This is a genomic window from Pseudomonas sp. WAC2 (assembly GCF_030403525.1).
Lineage (GTDB): Bacteria > Pseudomonadota > Gammaproteobacteria > Pseudomonadales > Pseudomonadaceae > Chryseomonas > Chryseomonas luteola.
Map to the genome: position 1 here is coordinate 165,817 of NZ_JAUEPD010000009.1, position 16,442 is coordinate 182,258.

At 53.3% G+C, this 16,442-nt stretch carries 13 protein-coding genes; 10 read left to right on the top strand and 3 right to left on the bottom strand.

Going from position 1 to position 16,442, the window contains the following annotated elements:
- The 8 genes from sdhA to brnQ all read left to right on the top strand — a co-directional run bounded on the left by sdhA (nucleotide 1) and on the right by brnQ (nucleotide 12,118).
- The gene (sdhA, locus tag QWJ10_RS19030; RefSeq protein WP_074827374.1) at nucleotides 1-1,773 is read left to right on the top strand and encodes a succinate dehydrogenase flavoprotein subunit; all 1,773 of its coding nucleotides are present in this window, start codon (nucleotides 1-3) and stop codon (nucleotides 1,771-1,773) included.
- An 11-nt stretch (nucleotides 1,774-1,784) separates the two neighbouring features.
- A complete protein-coding gene (locus QWJ10_RS19035) occupies nucleotides 1,785-2,489 on the top strand; it encodes a succinate dehydrogenase iron-sulfur subunit (RefSeq protein ID WP_010797804.1) in 705 nt (234 codons plus the stop codon).
- 196 nt (nucleotides 2,490-2,685) lie between these two features.
- Nucleotides 2,686-5,517, top strand: coding sequence for a 2-oxoglutarate dehydrogenase E1 component (locus QWJ10_RS19040; RefSeq protein ID WP_026003888.1), 2,832 nt, complete (start codon nucleotides 2,686-2,688; stop codon nucleotides 5,515-5,517).
- 36 nt (nucleotides 5,518-5,553) lie between these two features.
- Nucleotides 5,554-6,777 carry a 2-oxoglutarate dehydrogenase complex dihydrolipoyllysine-residue succinyltransferase gene (gene odhB, locus QWJ10_RS19045; RefSeq protein ID WP_019365383.1) on the top strand — a complete coding sequence of 408 codons (1,224 nt, stop codon included), beginning with the start codon at nucleotides 5,554-5,556 and terminating at the stop codon, nucleotides 6,775-6,777.
- 65 nt (nucleotides 6,778-6,842) lie between these two features.
- Nucleotides 6,843-8,279: a dihydrolipoyl dehydrogenase gene (gene lpdA, locus QWJ10_RS19050; protein WP_010797807.1), complete on the top strand. Its 1,437-nt coding sequence runs from the start codon at nucleotides 6,843-6,845 to the stop codon at nucleotides 8,277-8,279.
- Between the two features lie 151 nt (nucleotides 8,280-8,430).
- Nucleotides 8,431-9,597 carry an ADP-forming succinate--CoA ligase subunit beta gene (sucC, locus tag QWJ10_RS19055; protein WP_019365384.1) on the top strand — a complete coding sequence of 389 codons (1,167 nt, stop codon included), beginning with the start codon at nucleotides 8,431-8,433 and terminating at the stop codon, nucleotides 9,595-9,597.
- Nucleotides 9,597-10,484 (top strand): succinate--CoA ligase subunit alpha, encoded by an 888-nt coding sequence (sucD, locus tag QWJ10_RS19060; protein WP_003087428.1) that lies wholly within the window; start codon nucleotides 9,597-9,599, stop codon nucleotides 10,482-10,484. Before sucC ends, sucD begins: the two co-directional genes overlap by 1 nt.
- Nucleotides 10,485-10,798: 314 nt before the next feature.
- Nucleotides 10,799-12,118 carry a branched-chain amino acid transport system II carrier protein gene (gene brnQ, locus QWJ10_RS19065; RefSeq protein WP_197873205.1) on the top strand — a complete coding sequence of 440 codons (1,320 nt, stop codon included), beginning with the start codon at nucleotides 10,799-10,801 and terminating at the stop codon, nucleotides 12,116-12,118.
- Between the two features lie 55 nt (nucleotides 12,119-12,173).
- On the opposite strand, the gene QWJ10_RS19070 is transcribed toward brnQ, so the two are convergent.
- On the bottom strand, nucleotides 12,174-12,458 hold the full coding sequence (locus QWJ10_RS19070; RefSeq protein WP_010797811.1) for a hypothetical protein: 285 nt from the start codon (nucleotides 12,456-12,458) through the stop codon (nucleotides 12,174-12,176).
- A 277-nt stretch (nucleotides 12,459-12,735) separates the two neighbouring features.
- Here QWJ10_RS19070 and htpG point away from each other — a divergent pair, with 277 nt between their 5' ends.
- Both htpG and QWJ10_RS19080 read left to right on the top strand, forming a co-directional pair.
- A complete protein-coding gene (gene htpG, locus QWJ10_RS19075) occupies nucleotides 12,736-14,634 on the top strand; it encodes a molecular chaperone HtpG (RefSeq protein ID WP_125887836.1) in 1,899 nt (632 codons plus the stop codon).
- Nucleotides 14,635-14,697: 63 nt separating this feature from the next.
- The gene (locus tag QWJ10_RS19080) at nucleotides 14,698-15,432 is read left to right on the top strand and encodes a dienelactone hydrolase family protein (RefSeq protein ID WP_150347691.1); all 735 of its coding nucleotides are present in this window, start codon (nucleotides 14,698-14,700) and stop codon (nucleotides 15,430-15,432) included.
- 74 nt (nucleotides 15,433-15,506) lie between these two features.
- On the opposite strand, the gene bfr is transcribed toward QWJ10_RS19080, so the two are convergent.
- The gene (gene bfr / locus QWJ10_RS19085; RefSeq protein ID WP_019365389.1) at nucleotides 15,507-15,983 is read right to left on the bottom strand and encodes a bacterioferritin; all 477 of its coding nucleotides are present in this window, start codon (nucleotides 15,981-15,983) and stop codon (nucleotides 15,507-15,509) included.
- Nucleotides 15,984-16,169: 186 nt separating this feature from the next.
- On the bottom strand, nucleotides 16,170-16,385 hold the full coding sequence (locus QWJ10_RS19090) for a bacterioferritin-associated ferredoxin (protein ID WP_073450677.1): 216 nt from the start codon (nucleotides 16,383-16,385) through the stop codon (nucleotides 16,170-16,172).
- Nucleotides 16,386-16,442: the final 57 nt, after the last annotated feature.

A 16,442-nucleotide genomic window follows, 5' to 3' on the forward strand; every position in this document is an offset into this window, starting at 1 on the left:
ATGTCCAGTATTCGTACTCTTTCTTTTGACGCCATCATCGTAGGTGGCGGCGGCGCAGGTATGCGTGCAGCGCTGCAGTTGGCCCAGTCAGGTCACAAGACAGCTGTTGTTACTAAGGTTTTCCCTACTCGTTCCCATACCGTATCCGCTCAGGGCGGTATTACCTGTGCCATCGCATCGGCTGACCCGAATGACGATTGGCGCTGGCACATGTACGACACTGTAAAGGGGTCGGACTACATTGGCGACCAGGATGCCATCGAGTACATGTGCTCTGTGGGTCCCGAAGCGGTTTTCGAACTGGAGCACATGGGCCTCCCGTTCTCCCGTACTGAAACAGGCCGTATCTATCAGCGCCCGTTCGGTGGGCAGTCCAAGGACTATGGTAAGGGCGGCCAGGCGGCGCGTACGTGTGCTGCGGCTGACCGTACCGGTCATGCGCTGTTGCATACCCTTTATCAAAACAACCTGAAGAACAATACAGTCTTCTTGAATGAGTGGTATGCAGTCGATCTGGTAAAAAACCAGGATGGCTCCATTGTTGGGATCATTGCGGTCTGCATCGAAACGGGTGAGACCGTTTACATTCGTTCGAAAGCCACTGTTCTGGCCACCGGCGGTGCTGGACGTATTTACGCCTCTACTACCAACGCGCTGATCAATACCGGCGATGGTATCGGTATGGCATTGCGTGCAGGTGTGCCTGTTCAAGACATTGAAATGTGGCAGTTCCACCCAACCGGTATTGCCGGTGCGGGCGTGCTGGTAACCGAAGGTTGCCGTGGTGAGGGTGGTTACCTCATCAACAAGCATGGCGAGCGCTTCATGGAGCGTTATGCGCCTAATGCCAAAGACCTGGCTGGACGAGACGTTGTTGCTCGGTCCATGATCAAGGAGATCATTGCAGGTAATGGCTGTGGCCCAGACGCCGATCATGTATTGTTGAAGCTGGATCACCTGGGTGAAGAAGTGCTTCACGGCCGTTTGCCAGGCATTTGCGAGTTGTCCAAAACATTCGCGCATGTTGATCCGGTCAAGGCACCTATTCCTGTTATTCCGACCTGCCATTACATGATGGGTGGTATCGCTACCAATATTCATGGGCAAGCGATCACTCAGGATACCGACGGCAATGATAAGATCATTGAAGGGCTTTTCGCCGTGGGCGAGGTGGCCTGTGTGTCGGTTCATGGTGCAAACCGTCTGGGTGGCAACTCTCTGCTTGACCTTGTTGTCTTTGGTCGCGCAGCGGGTCTGCATTTGGAAAAAGCATTGAAGGAAGGTGTTGAGCATCGCGACGCCAGCGCCAGTGATATCGAGCACTCCCTGGCTCGCATTTCTGGTGTCAACGAACGCAGTACTGGAGAAGACGTAGCGCCTCTGCGCAAAGAGCTTCAGAGCTGCATGCAGAACTACTTCGGTGTATTCCGTACGGGCGAGTACATGCAGAAGGGTATCGCACAGCTTTCCGAGCTGCGCGAGCGAATCGCCAACGTGAAGATTGCAGACAAGAGCCAGGCATTCAACACGGCCCGTATCGAGGCACTCGAGCTACAGAACCTTTTGGAAGTTGCTGAAGCCACTGCTATTGCAGCGGAAACCCGCAAGGAAAGTCGTGGAGCGCATGCTCGCGAAGATTTTGAAGAGCGGGACGACGAGAACTGGCTCTGCCATACCTTGTACTTCCCAGAAGACAAGCGTGTTACCAAGCGCGCTGTCAATTTCTCTCCGAAGACAGTTCCTACGTTCGAACCTAAAGTTCGTACATACTGAGGTTTGCCGTTATGTTGCAAGTCAGTGTTTACCGCTACAACCCTGAAAAGGATGAACTTCCTTTCATGCAGGAATTTCAGATCGAGACCGGTGGTAAGGATCTGATGGTTCTTGACATCCTAGCCTTGATCAAAGAACAGGATGTTACGTTCTCTTACCGTCGCTCTTGCCGCGAGGGTGTTTGCGGCTCCGATGGTATGAACATCAATGGCCAGAATGGCTTGGCGTGTATTACACCGCTTTCAAGCGTTGTAAAAGGTAACAAGCTGGTTGTTCGTCCTTTACCGGGTCTGCCTGTCATCCGTGACCTCGTGGTCGATATGAGCATCTTCTATAAGCAGTACGAGAAGGTGCAGCCCTATCTGCAAAACGAGACGCCTGCGCCAGCTATCGAGCGGCTGCAAACACCTGAAGAGCGCGAAAAGCTTGATGGCTTGTACGAGTGCATCCTGTGCGCCTGCTGCTCTACGTCTTGCCCGTCGTTCTGGTGGAACCCTGACAAGTTCCTGGGCCCTGCTGCGCTGCTGCAAGCCTATCGTTTCCTGGCTGACAGCCGTGATACGCATACTCAGGAGCGCCTTGCTGCCATGGACGATCCCTTCAGTGTCTTCCGTTGCCGTTCGATCATGAACTGCGTGACGGTATGTCCGAAGGGGTTGAACCCAACGAAAGCAATTGGTCATGTGCGTAGCATGCTGCTTCAGAGCGGTACTTAATTAGCGATTTGCACCGACAAAGGAACAGAATCCTTTGTCGGTGCTCTAAAGCGACCTGCAAGGCGTAGGCTCTGCCGGTTGATTGAATACATATTAGGGGCAACCGGGCTGGTGCCCGGACATCAATGAATGCTGTATAGCTTTCTGGCGCGCAGTATGACTCGATGGTGTTGTCCCTGACCGAGGGGTGACTTAAATGCACGAAAGCGTTATGCAGCGGATGTGGGAAAGCGCTCACCTATCAGGTGGGAATGCCTCCTATGTCGAAGAGCTCTATGAGCTCTATCTGCACGATCCCAATGCCGTTCCTGAGGAATGGCGCTCTTATTTCCAGAAGCTTCCTGCAGATGGAAATTTCTCCCCTGACGTATCGCACTCAGCGATCCGTGATCACTTCGTTCTCCTGGCAAAAAATCAACGCCGTGCCCAGCCTGTCTCAGCAGGTACAGTTAGCAGTGAGCATGAGAAGAAGCAGGTCGAAGTTCTGCGCCTTATTCAGGCTTATCGTATGCGCGGCCATCAGGCTGCGAGTCTGGATCCGCTGGGGTTGTGGCAGCGTCAAGCGCCTGCCGACCTGTCACTCAATCACTATGGGTTGACTGACGCAGATCTCGATACGACCTTCCGCACCGGCGAGTTGTACTTCGGTAAAGAAGAGGCAACTCTGCGGGAAATACGGGATGCTCTGCAAGAGACATATTGCCGCACTGTCGGTGCGGAGTTCATGCATATTGTCGATTCCGAGGAGCGCCGCTGGTTCCTGCAGCGTCTGGAAAGCGTCCGTGGACGTCCTCAGTATTCCGCCGAAGCCAAGACACACCTGCTCGAACGCCTAACGGCCGCAGAAGGTTTGGAAAAGTATCTGGGTACCAAGTATCCAGGCACCAAGCGCTTTGGCTTGGAAGGTGGAGAAAGCCTCATTCCGCTGATCGACGAAATCATTCAGCGCTCCGGCTCCTATGGCGCCCAAGAGATCGTAATCGGTATGGCCCACCGTGGCCGCTTGAACGTACTGGTTAACACGCTAGGCAAGAATCCTCGTGATCTTTTCGATGAGTTCGAAGGCAAGAAAATCGTTGAGCTGGGCTCCGGTGATGTGAAGTACCACCAGGGTTTCTCCTCCAACGTAATGACTGAAGGTGGAGAAGTTCACCTGGCGCTCGCCTTTAACCCGTCACACCTGGAAATCGTTTCTCCAGTGGTGGAAGGATCGGTACGCGCACGTCAGGATCGTCGTAGCGACAAATCCGGCGACAAGGTCGTTCCGATTTCCATTCATGGTGATGCGGCCTTTGCAGGGCAGGGTGTAGTGATGGAAACCCTGCAGATGTCCCAGACCCGGGCTTACAAGACCGGTGGCACGCTGCATATCATCATCAACAACCAGGTCGGCTTTACCACAAACCGCCAGGAAGATGCCCGTTCCACCGAGTATGCAACTGATGTTGCCAAAATGGTGCAGGCGCCTATCTTCCACGTGAATGGTGATGATCCGGAAGCGGTTCTCTTCGTGACACAGCTGGCGGTCGACTACCGCATGCATTTCAAGCGTGACGTAGTCATTGACCTCGTTTGCTATCGTCGTCGTGGCCATAACGAAGCTGACGAACCCAGTGGTACTCAGCCGCTGATGTATCAGCAAATCACCAAGCAGCGCACCACACGTGACCTTTATGCGGATGCGTTGGTACAGGCCGGTGTGATGAGCGCCGAGCAGGTACAGGCTCAGTTCGAAAACTATCGTAGTGCCTTGGACGAAGGGCGCCATGTGGTGGCGAGCCTAGTCAAGGAGCCGAACAAAGGCTTGTTCGTTGACTGGCGCCCTTACCTAGGACATGCCTGGACCGCACGTCACGACACTCGATTTGACCTGAAGACATTGCAGGAGCTATCCAACAAGTTGCTGCAGCTTCCGGAAGGCCTGGTTGTACAGCGTCAGGTTGGCAAGATCCTCGAAGATCGCCAGAAGATGAGTGCTGGTGGACTCCCGATCAACTGGGGCTACGCGGAAACCATGGCCTATGCCACGTTGCTGCATGAGGGCCATCCGGTTCGTATTACTGGTCAGGATGTTGGCCGTGGTACGTTCTCGCATCGCCATGCTGTGCTTCATAACCAGAAGGATGGTGTGCCTTATGTTCCGCTGCAACATCTGAGCGAAGATCAGCCAAGTTTCGAGATCTACGATTCCTTGCTGTCCGAGGAAGCTGTACTGGCGTTTGAGTACGGCTATGCCACGACGACACCAAATGCTCTGGTGATCTGGGAAGCGCAGTTTGGTGATTTCGCCAACGGCGCGCAGGTTGTCATCGATCAGTTTATTACCAGTGGCGAAATCAAGTGGGGCCGCTTGTGTGGCCTGACTATGCTGCTGCCTCATGGTTATGAAGGACAGGGCCCCGAGCATTCCTCTGCTCGTCTGGAGCGCTACCTGCAACTGTGTGCCGAGCAGAACATCCAGGTATGCGTACCGACCACGCCCGCTCAGATCTACCATCTGTTGCGTCGCCAGGTTATTCGTCCGCTGCGTAAGCCACTTGTGGTTCTAACACCCAAGTCGCTTCTGCGTCACAAGCTTGCCATTTCCACACTGGAAGATTTGGCTGAAGGCTCGTTCCAGACTGTTATACCGGAAATCGATGCGATCGATCCGCAAAAGGTAACCCGTCTGGTCATGTGTAGCGGCAAGGTCTATTACGACCTGCTTGAGAAGCGTCGTACCGAAGGTCGTGAAGATACAGCGATCGTACGCATCGAACAGCTTTATCCGTTCCCTGAGGATGACCTGACAGAAGTCATGTCTGCCTACAGCAATCTGACGGATATTGTTTGGTGTCAGGAAGAGCCTATGAACCAGGGTGCTTGGTACTGCAGTCAGCATCATATGCGTCGCGTCATTTCAGCGCTCAAGCCTGAGATTGGCCTTAAGTACGCAGGACGTGATGCCTCCGCTGCGCCGGCAGTTGGTTACGCTTCGATGCATGCCGAGCAGCAGGAAAAATTGCTGAACGATGCTTTTAATGGTTAACGCGCGCGCATAAAACGAATTAAGGAATCCAATAGAATGGCTATCGAGATCAAAGCCCCAACATTTCCAGAGTCGGTTGCAGATGGCACCGTCGCTACTTGGCACAAGAAGCCTGGTGAAGCGGTAAAGCGGGACGAACTGCTGGTCGATATCGAAACCGACAAGGTTGTCCTGGAAGTTGTGGCTCCCGCTGACGGTGTGTTGGCCGAAGTCTTGAAAAACGAAGGCGACACCGTGCTGAGCGAAGAAGTCATTGCACGCGTGGAGGAGGGTGCTGCAGCTGCTGCGCCAGCCGCTAGTGCTCCGGCCGTAGCGCCGTCTGCTGCGCCTGCTGCTGCAGCTCAGGATGAAGAGGATCCGATTCTGGCGCCAGCCGCTCGTAAGCTGGCAGAAGAAAATGGTCTGGATCCAGCCAGCATCAAGGGCACCGGAAAAGGCGGTCGCGTAACCAAGGAAGACGTTGTAGCCGCTATCGAAGCCAAGAAAGCTGCGCCTTCCGCTCCGGCAGCCAAGCCGGCTGCAGCTGCTGCGCCGGCACAGACCTTTGCTGCAGGTGATCGCGTCGAAAAGCGTGTACCGATGACACGTCTGCGTGCCAAGGTCGCCGAGCGTTTGGTCGAGGCTCAGTCAAGCATGGCCATGTTGACTACATTCAATGAAGTCAACATGAAGCCGATCATGGAGCTACGCGCCAAGTACAAGGACATGTTTGAGAAGAAGCACAATGGCGTACGCCTTGGCTTCATGTCTTTCTTTGTTAAGGCGGCGACCGAGGCTCTCAAGCGTCAGCCAGGCGTCAATGCCTCTATCGATGGTAGCGACATCGTTTACCACGGTTATCAGGATATTGGTGTTGCGGTTTCCAGTGATCGTGGCCTGGTTGTTCCGGTGCTGCGCAATGCCGAGCTCATGAGCCTGGCTGAAGTTGAGGGTACCATTGCTGATTTCGGCAAGAAGGCGAAAGCCGGCAAGTTGACCATGGAAGACATGCAGGGCGGTACCTTTACCATCTCCAACGGTGGTGTTTTTGGCTCGTTGCTATCCACTCCGATCGTTAACCCGCCGCAGACTGCCATCCTTGGCATGCACAAGATCCAGGAACGGCCTATGGCAGTGAATGGTCAGGTTGTCATTCTGCCGATGATGTACCTTGCTCTGTCCTATGATCACCGTCTGATCGACGGTAAGGAAGCCGTAACCTTCTTGGTCACCATGAAGGATCTGCTGGAAGACCCGGCCCGTCTGCTGCTGGATATCTAATCTGGTCCATATATAGAGACGGCTTCGTAAGAAGCCGTCCGGTTTATCGAAATAGGATGAAACTTATGAGCGAAAAATTCGACGTAGTCGTGATCGGTGCCGGCCCTGGCGGCTATGTGGCTGCCATCCGTGCTGCGCAGCTCGGCCTGAAAACTGCCTGTATCGAGCGATACAAGGGTAAGGAAGGCAAGGTCTCCCTGGGTGGTACCTGCTTGAACGTAGGTTGCATTCCTTCCAAGGCGCTGCTGGATAGCTCTTACAAGTTTCATGAAGCGCATGAAGGCTTCAAGGTTCACGGCATCGATGCACCCAACGTGACTATCGATGTACCTGCCATGATCGGTCGTAAGGATCAGATCGTTAAGAACCTGACAGGTGGTATCGGCACGCTATTCAAGGCCAACGGTGTAACGCTGTTGGAAGGACATGGCAAGCTGCTAGCCAACAAGCAGGTTGAAGTGACAGGTCTGGACGGTCAGACTCAAGTCGTCGAAGCGACAAATGTCATCCTGGCTTCGGGCTCGCGTCCGATCGAAATTCCGCCGGCTCCGCTTGTTGAAGGCATTGTTGTTGACTCCACGGGTGCTCTTGACTTCACTGAAGTTCCGAAGCGTCTGGGCGTTATTGGTGCAGGCGTTATTGGTCTGGAACTGGGCTCGGTATGGGCTCGTCTGGGTGCCGAAGTAACTGTTCTGGAAGCGCTGGACAAATTCCTGCCGGCTGCCGATGAGCAGATTGCGAAGGAAGGCCTGAAGATTCTAACCAAGCAAGGTCTGAACGTTCGTCTGGGTACACGTGTAACCGGTTCGGAAGTCAACGGAAACGAAGTGACCGTGACCTTTACCGACTCTACCGGTGAGCAGAAGCAGACGTTCGACAAGCTGATCGTAGCCGTAGGCCGTCGTCCCGTGACGACCGATCTGCTGGCTTCTGATTGCGGCGTGGAGAGCGATGAGCGCGGATACATCTATGTTGATGACTATTGCGCTACCAGCGTACCCGGCGTTTACGCAATCGGTGACTGTGTACGCGGCCTGATGCTGGCTCACAAAGCTTCCGAAGAAGGTGTCATGGTGGCCGAGCGTATCGCAGGTCACAAGGCTCAGATGAACTATGATCTGATTCCTTCGGTTATCTATACCCATCCGGAAATGGCATGGGTCGGCAAAACCGAGCAGGCTTTGAAGGCTGAAGGCGTTGAAGTGAATGTCGGCACCTTCCCGTTTGCTGCAAGTGGCCGAGCCATGGCGGCCAACGATACGGCTGGCCTGGTCAAGGTAATTGCCGACGCCAAGACCGATCGCGTTCTAGGTGTTCATATTATTGGCCCAAGTGCAGCGGATCTGGTTCAGCAAGGCGCCATCGCCATGGAATTCGGCACCAGTGCCGAAGACCTGGGCATGATGGTGTTCTCGCACCCAACACTGTCTGAAGCGCTGCATGAAGCGGCCCTGGCAGTGAATGGCCATGCCATTCATATTGCCAACCGCAAGAAGCGTTAAGACGGTAGACCAACGGTGAGCAGCCCGCCGCTACTCCAGGGGAGGGCCGCAGGAACGCTCACCGGACTGCCAGAGGGCAGTTACAGGTGGCGCGGCGCCAGTGAGCGCAGCGCCGAAAATGCGCAATACCTAACGAAGACGGTAGATAAGCATGAATCTCCACGAGTATCAGGGTAAGCAGCTGTTCGCTGAGTACGGCCTGCCTGTATCCAAGGGCTTCGCTGTAGACACCCCGGAAGAAGCGGCGGAAGCCTGCGACAAAATCGGCGGCAGCGAGTGGGTCGTTAAAGCACAAGTTCATGCGGGTGGCCGTGGTAAAGCCGGCGGTGTGAAGCTGGTCAAGAGCCGTGAAGACGCCAAGGCGTTTGCTCAAAACTGGCTAGGCAAAAATCTGGTGACCTACCAGACTGATGCTAATGGTCAGCCGGTTAGCAAGATCCTGGTTGAGTCCTGCACGGACATCGACAAGGAACTGTACCTCGGTGCGGTCGTTGACCGCTCCAGCCGCCGTATCGTTTTCATGGCCTCCACCGAAGGTGGCGTGGACATCGAAAAAGTTGCGCACGACACGCCTGAGAAAATTCTGAAGGCAACCGTTGATCCTCTGGTAGGTGCTCAGCCTTATCAAGGCCGTGAGCTGGCCTTTCAGCTAGGCCTGACTGGTAACCAGATCAAGCAGTTCACCCAAATTTTTGTTGGTCTGGCTAAGTTGTTCCAGGATTATGACCTGGCGCTGCTGGAAGTGAACCCGCTGGTCATCAAGAAAGATGGCGACCTTCACTGCCTGGATGCCAAGATCAATATCGACAGCAACGCCATGTATCGTCAGCCCAAGCTGCGTGCGATGCATGATCCATCCCAGGATGATGCTCGTGAAGCCCATGCGCAGAAGTGGGAACTGAACTACGTTGCACTTGAAGGTAACATTGGCTGCATGGTTAATGGTGCAGGTCTGGCCATGGGTACCATGGACATCGTTAACCTGCATGGCGGCAAGCCGGCCAACTTCCTGGACGTAGGCGGTGGCGCGACCAAAGAGCGCGTAACCGAAGCGTTCAAGATCATTCTGTCCGACAGCAATGTTAAAGCCGTACTGGTTAATATCTTCGGCGGTATTGTTCGTTGCGACATGATTGCTGAAGGCATCATCGGCGCAGTGAAAGAAGTCGGCGTGAAGGTTCCCGTCGTTGTGCGCCTGGAAGGCAACAACGCTGAGTTGGGTGCCAAGGTCCTGGCCGAAAGCGGTCTGAACATCATCGCGGCAACTAGCCTGACCGACGCTGCCCAGCAGGTCGTCAAGGCCGCGGAGGGTAAGTAATGAGCGTCCTGATTAATAAAGACACCAAAGTTATCTGCCAGGGCTTTACCGGTAGCCAAGGTACTTTCCACTCCGAGCAAGCTATCGCCTACGGCACCAAGATGGTTGGCGGTGTAACGCCAGGCAAGGGTGGTACTACTCACCTGGGTCTGCCCGTATTCAATACGGTTAAGGAAGCAGTAGAAGCGACCGGCGCCGAGGCTTCGGTCATCTATGTTCCGGCTCCTTTCTGTAAGGACTCCATTCTTGAAGCCGCGTTTGGTGGTATCAAGCTGATCGTTTGCATCACCGAAGGCATTCCTACGCTGGATATGCTGGATGCCAAGGTCAAGTGCGATGAGTTGGGCGTACGCCTGATTGGTCCAAACTGCCCAGGCGTAATCACACCCGGCGAATGCAAGATCGGCATCATGCCTGGTCACATTCATTTGCCAGGTAAGGTCGGCATTGTTTCCCGTTCCGGTACGCTGACGTACGAAGCGGTCAAGCAAACCACTGACGCAGGTTTCGGCCAATCCACATGTGTGGGTATTGGCGGTGACCCGATTCCGGGTTCCAACTTCATCGATATTCTAAAGCTGTTCCAGGAAGATCCCCAGACCGAAGCGATCGTCATGATCGGTGAGATCGGTGGTTCTGCCGAAGAAGAGGCTGCAGCCTTCATCAAGGCCAATGTGACCAAGCCTGTTGTGTCCTACATTGCCGGTGTTACTGCACCTCCTGGCAAGCGTATGGGTCATGCGGGCGCAATCATCTCTGGCGGCAAAGGTACTGCTGACGAGAAGTTCGCTGCGCTGCAAGACGCAGGCGTCAAGACCGTACGTTCCCTGGCTGATATCGGCAAGGCCCTAGCCGAGCTGACTGGTTGGGAAGTCAAGAAGGCGTAAGCCTTACCTTGATGCAAAGGCCACCTTTAAGGTGGCCTTTGTTTTTATAGGGCTGATAAATTTTTAGTTCTGTAAATCGCTGATCGATCGACAATACTGCTACAGAGGGCCTGATTTCGGCCCGTTTAGTCGGGGTGTAAGACGTTTTTGCTGCCTTTGTCTGCAGATTTCGTTAGGATGTGCACCCTTCACAGCCACCGTCTCCAAAAGAGTAGGGTAGCCATTAGTGGTCCGCTTTAGCCAAGCGGGCGTCGTTCCTAATAAGCAACGGGAACCCTTCGCGATCAATCTGTCTGAATCCGGTATTCCCTTAAATGAAATCTCTGAAAGGCCAGGATATCCTGGCGCTTGGCTTTATGACCTTCGCTCTCTTTGTAGGCGCGGGTAACATCATTTTCCCTCCGATTGTAGGCTTGCAAGCCGGTCCACACGTTTGGGCTGCGGCTATTGGCTTCCTTATTACAGCGGTAGGCTTGCCTGTACTAACAGTGGTTGCCTTAGCTCGTGTAGGCGGCGCCATGAATGCGCTGAGCTCACCAATCGGACGGGTAGCCGGTGGCCTGTTGGCAGCGGTCTGCTATTTATCAGTCGGTCCGCTGTTTGCCACCCCACGTACTGCAACTGTCTCATTCGAGGTTGGGCTTGCGCCCCTTACAGGTGGTGGGGCGCTACCGCTGTTTCTCTACAGCCTTGTCTATTTCTGTGTTGTATTGCTGGTATCGCTTTATCCAGGTCGGTTGTTGGATACGGTGGGCCGTTTCCTGGCGCCGTTGAAAATCCTGGCGCTTGCCATTCTGGGGGCGGCGGCATTCCTATGGCCTGCCGGCGGGACGGGCGAGTCCGTTAAAGCTTATCAGGCACAGGCGTTTTCCCAAGGTTTCATTAATGGTTATCTGACCATGGATACGTTGGGCGCTCTGGTGTTTGGCATCGTCATTGTAAATGCGATCAAGGCGCGTGGCATAGAATCAGCAACACTGATTACGCGCTACGCTGTTATTGCAGGACTGATTGCAGGTGTTGGGTTGGCTCTGGTTTACATCAGCCTGTTCCAGCTGGGCTCTACTAGCCATTCATTGGTGCCAGCGGCCACTAATGGGGCAGAGGTGCTTCATGCCTATGTACAGCATACGTTTGGTGAACCTGGCAGTATTTTCCTTGCCTGTCTGATTTCGCTTGCCTGTCTGGTCACTGCGGTTGGATTGACCTGCGCCTGTGCAGAATACTTTAGTGAAGCCCTGCATCTGCCTTACAAAGTTCTGGTTGTTGCACTGGCACTTTTTTCTCTACTCGTTTCGAATCTGGGTTTGACTCATCTGATTCAAATATCCGTACCCGTGCTGACGGCCATTTATCCGCCGTGTATTGTCTTGGTTGTGCTTAGCTTCTGCTCCAGACTGTGGCATTCACCCTCGCGCGTTGTAGCCCCTGTCATGTTGGTTGCGTTTCTATTCGGCGTTGTAGATGGCATAAAGGCGGCAGGTTTTGATGCCAGCTGGATTACATGGCTGGAAGCCAAGCTTCCGCTGGTAGATCAAGGGCTGGCGTGGCTCATTCCATCGGTTGTAGTGGGTGTATTGGCTACGCTCTGGGATAGACAGCAAGGCCAGCCACACGCCGTTCGAGCTTCATAAGAGCTTTTTCCCGGTAATAAAAAAGCCCGCAATAGCGGGCTTTTTTATTACAAGCTTACTGCTGCTTGGTGTTCGGATCACCGCCTTGCAGAGGCTGATCCGGATTTCCCTGAGGAGAAGTATTGGTGCCGGTATCCTGAGCTTCTTTAGCTTGCTCTTGGGCGGCTTCAGTACGCTCTTGAGCAGCCTGATTGCTTTCCTTGGCTGCTTCATTCATGTGTTCTTGAGCTTTCTGCTCGGATTGCTGTGCGTCTTGTGCCTTTTCTTCGGAAGGCTTGTCACAGGCAGCTAAGCCAAGGGCTGCAGCAAGCAGCAGGGCGTAAGCGAAAGGTTTTTGCATGGTCTTCTCCTTGTTTAATTCACGGCAGCACTTCGAGCATACGTATACAGCGAAGTTCCGCGTAGACCTTCTTAGCGTCTATGGCGGTATGCGAGCCTAACAGGTACGGCTGCCAGACCTATTGGCAGCAATCATGGCCAGGTAGTTCCTGACATTTGATTAAATGGCCCGGATATGAGACCTGTAATCCGTTTTGGGTTGAAAAATAAGGACTTGCCCCCATTTTGCGTCCATCACCGCTATCGCGGCTCAACCGTCATCTGTGGAGTTCGTAACCATGAGTGTGGAGACTCAGAAAGAAACATTAGGTTTTCAGACTGAAGTGAAGCAGCTGCTTCATCTCATGATTCATTCTCTGTATTCCAACAAGGAAATTTTTCTTCGGGAGTTGGTTTCCAACGCCTCCGATGCGGCGGACAAGCTCCGCTTTGAGGCCCTGGCCAAGCCGGAGCTGCTTGAGGGCGGCGACGCGCTCAAGATCCGTATCAGCTACGACAAGGATGCACGCACTGTCACGATAGAGGACAACGGCATCGGCATGAGCCGTGAGGATGTCGTTACGCATCTGGGAACTATTGCCAAATCAGGCACCGCTGATTTCCTTAAGAACCTGTCGGGCGACCAGCGCAAGGACTCCCACTTGATCGGCCAGTTTGGGGTCGGTTTTTATAGTGCCTTTATCGTAGCGGACAAAGTGGATGTCTTTACACGCCGTGCTGGACAGCCTGCTGCGGAAGGGGTCCACTGGAGTTCGAAAGGCGAAGGCGAGTTCGATGTTGAAACCATCGAAAAACCTGAGCGTGGTACTCGCATCGTTCTGCATCTGAAAACAGGCGAAGAAGAGTTCGCTGACGGCTGGCGTCTGCGTAATATCATCAAGAAGTATTCTGATCACATTGCACTGCCGATCGAGTTGCCAAAAGAGCATCACGGAGAGGACGCACCCTCAGAGCAGGAGTGGGAAACGGTCAACCGGGCCAGCGCGTTGTGGACACGGCCGCGTACTGAAGTCAAGGATGAGGAATACCAGGAGTTTTACAAGCACGTCTCCCATGATTTCGAGAACCCTCTGACCTGGAGTCACAATAAGGTAGAGGGCAAACTTGAATACACCTCGCTGCTTTATGTACCTGCACGCGCGCCCTTTGATCTGTACCAGCGTGAAGCGCCGCGTGGATTGAAGCTATATGTGCAGCGTGTATTCATTATGGATCAGGCTGACGAGTTCCTGCCCCTTTACCTGCGCTTCATAAAGGGTGTGGTGGATTCCAACGATCTCTCGCTTAACGTCTCTCGTGAGATTCTTCAGAAGGATCCGGTCATCGACTCCATGAAGTCGGCGTTGACCAAGCGGGTCCTGGATATGTTGGAAAAGCTGGCCAAAAACGAGCCGGAGCAATACAAGCAGTTCTGGAGTGCTTTTGGACAGGTACTGAAAGAAGGGCCGGCGGAGGACTTTGCCAATCGTGAGAAGATTGCCGGCTTGCTGCGTTTTGCATCGACTCATGGAGATGCGGGTGAACAGGACGTTGCGCTCGCTGACTACATTGGTCGCATGAAGGAAGGGCAAGACAAGATCTACTACCTGACAGGCGAAAGCTACAATCAGGTGAAGAGCAGTCCACACTTGGAAGTTTTCCGTAAGAAGGGTATCGAAGTCCTTCTGCTAACGGATCGCATCGATGAGTGGCTGATGAGCTACCTGACTGAGTTCGATGGTAAGGCATTCGTTGACGTCGCTCGTGGCGATCTGGACTTGGGTAAGCTTGATTCCGAAGAGGACAAGAAGGCTCAGGAAGAAATAGCCAAGGCCAAAGAAGATCTTGTTGGTCGCATCAAGAAGGCACTGGATAACGAGGTCAGCGAAGTGCGGGTTTCTCATCGCCTGACAGACTCACCGGCTATTCTGGCAATCGGCGAACAGGACCTGGGTCTGCAGATGCGTCGCATCCTTGAGGCGAGCGGCCAGAAGGCCCCTGAATCCAAGCCGATTTTTGAAATCAATCCACAGCATCCTTTGATTGAAAAGCTGGACATGGAGCAGGATGAAGACCGCTTCGTAGATTTAGCTCATGTCTTGTTCGATCAGGCAGCTCTCGCTGCAGGTGATAGTCTCAAGGATCCGGCTGCGTACGTGCGCCGTCTCAATAAGCTTCTGGTAGAACTTTCTGCCTGATGCGCTGATAAAGCCCGCTTCTGGCGGGCTTTCTTTTAACACCCAACGACGAAGAGGTAACCCATGGCCGAAATGACGGTTAAGGCAATCCAGTATGAGATCGATGGACAGCCGTTCGAAGGGCAGCTGGTCTACGATGCTGATCAGCCCCAGACGCGGCCAGCAGTTCTGCTTTCGCCTAACTGGATGGGCGTATCGCAAGGTGCTATTGATTTAGCCAAGCGCCTTGCCAGCGAAGATGGGCTGGTTTATTTCATCGTGGATTTTTATGGTCAGAAGGTGCGTCCTGCTAATGCAGATGAGGCGCTGGCAGCCATGATGCCGATTCGTAATGATAGGGCTTTACTACGCAAGCGCCTGCAATCTGCTTATCAGGCGCTTGTTGCTCAAGCAGGCACTGTTGCAATAGACACGAAACAAATTGCTGCCATTGGCTTTTGCTTTGGTGGCTGTGCTGCGCTTGAGTTGGCGCGTGAAGGTGCAGAATTGGCTGCTGTTGTCACTTTCCATGCCAATCTGGATACGCCAAATCCTGAAGATGCCCGTAATATCAAAGCACCCGTTCTAGTGCTGCACGGGGCTGCTGATCCGTTAGTGCCTAGCGAACAGATTTCTGCTTTCGAGGCAGAAATGACCGCAGCCAATGTCGATTGGCAAGTTATCAGTTACGGTAACGCTGTCCATTCCTTTACTGATCCGGAAGCCAATAATCCAGGCAAGCAGCAATACAATCCGGTTGTTGCCAAACGCGCCTTTCTGGCTATGCATAATCTGTTTGATGAGGTCATGTCGCGCTAGTATGCGAAGACCCGCAGCAGTGCCTGGTCTAAGAAAAGCCCGCCAATAGGCGGGCTTTTTATGACCTGTAAGATTTAGTCGTCGTCATGCATATTGGATTGCAGGTAGTTCTCAATCCCTACCTTGTCGATCAGCCCCAACTGAGTTTCGAGCCAATCGATATGCTCCTCTTCAGACTCTAGGATGTCTTTGAGCATGTCGCGACTTACATAGTCTCGAACACTTTCACAGTACACAATTGCATCTCGTAGGTCGGCAACCGCTGCGATTTCCAGGCGAAGGTCACACTCAAGCATTTCCTTGGTATTTTCACCAATCATCAACTTGCCAAGATCCTGAAGGTTTGGAAGGCCTTCAAGAAACAGGATTCGCTCAATCAGACGATCCGCATGCTTCATCTCGTCGATTGACTCATGGTATTCATGGTGGCCAAGTTTTTTCAGGCCCCAGTCGTTATACATGCGCGAATGGAGGAAGTACTGATTGATGGCAACAAGCTCGTTTCCAAGTATCTTGTTGAGATGCTGAATGACTTTAATGTCGCCTTTCATGACGGCTCCGCCCAAGGATTATGTAATACAAGTCTGGGCGCGAAGCGAGAGCTTGTCAAACGTAAGTTATTGAATTGATTATGAAAAACATCTGTGAATAACACGCTTTCGCAACTGATTCATAACCTACTGATTTTTAGACATAAAAAAACCGGGCCAAATGCCCGGTCCTTAAAAATCTGTTTATCAGGCTTGGGATAATCCGACCGGGTAGGCCAGACTTTGAGCCGCCTGAAGCTCGCCAAGGGTTTCTCTGACAACCGTTTTAGCCAGGCAGGCACATTTACCGCATTGAGTACCTACTCCTGTGCATTCCCTTACTTCCCGATAGCTGCAGCATCCTTCGTAGATAGCTTCACGGATTTGCTTATCGGTGACACCTCGGCACAAACATACGTACATGGCGATTCGTCTATGGCTGAAAAGAGATGTCGGCAGACTAATCGTAGTGAGAATGAT

Excerpts from the sequence above, each read along its gene's own strand:
- brnQ (WP_197873205.1), top strand. The coding sequence starts at position 10,799 with ATGAAATCTCTGAAAGGCCAGGATATCCTGGCGCTTGGCTTTATGACC.
- QWJ10_RS19040 (WP_026003888.1), top strand. The coding sequence starts at position 2,686 with ATGCACGAAAGCGTTATGCAGCGGATGTGGGAAAGCGCTCACCTATCA.
- sucD (WP_003087428.1), top strand. The coding sequence starts at position 9,597 with ATGAGCGTCCTGATTAATAAAGACACCAAAGTTATCTGCCAGGGCTTT.
- QWJ10_RS19035 (WP_010797804.1), top strand. The coding sequence starts at position 1,785 with ATGTTGCAAGTCAGTGTTTACCGCTACAACCCTGAAAAGGATGAACTT.
- QWJ10_RS19070 (WP_010797811.1), bottom strand. The coding sequence starts at position 12,458 with ATGCAAAAACCTTTCGCTTACGCCCTGCTGCTTGCTGCAGCCCTTGGC.
- QWJ10_RS19090 (WP_073450677.1), bottom strand. The coding sequence starts at position 16,385 with ATGTACGTATGTTTGTGCCGAGGTGTCACCGATAAGCAAATCCGTGAA.
- sucC (WP_019365384.1), top strand. The coding sequence starts at position 8,431 with ATGAATCTCCACGAGTATCAGGGTAAGCAGCTGTTCGCTGAGTACGGC.
- odhB (WP_019365383.1), top strand. The coding sequence starts at position 5,554 with ATGGCTATCGAGATCAAAGCCCCAACATTTCCAGAGTCGGTTGCAGAT.
- htpG (WP_125887836.1), top strand. The coding sequence starts at position 12,736 with ATGAGTGTGGAGACTCAGAAAGAAACATTAGGTTTTCAGACTGAAGTG.
- QWJ10_RS19080 (WP_150347691.1), top strand. The coding sequence starts at position 14,698 with ATGGCCGAAATGACGGTTAAGGCAATCCAGTATGAGATCGATGGACAG.
- lpdA (WP_010797807.1), top strand. The coding sequence starts at position 6,843 with ATGAGCGAAAAATTCGACGTAGTCGTGATCGGTGCCGGCCCTGGCGGC.
- bfr (WP_019365389.1), bottom strand. The coding sequence starts at position 15,983 with ATGAAAGGCGACATTAAAGTCATTCAGCATCTCAACAAGATACTTGGA.
- sdhA (WP_074827374.1), top strand. The coding sequence starts at position 1 with ATGTCCAGTATTCGTACTCTTTCTTTTGACGCCATCATCGTAGGTGGC.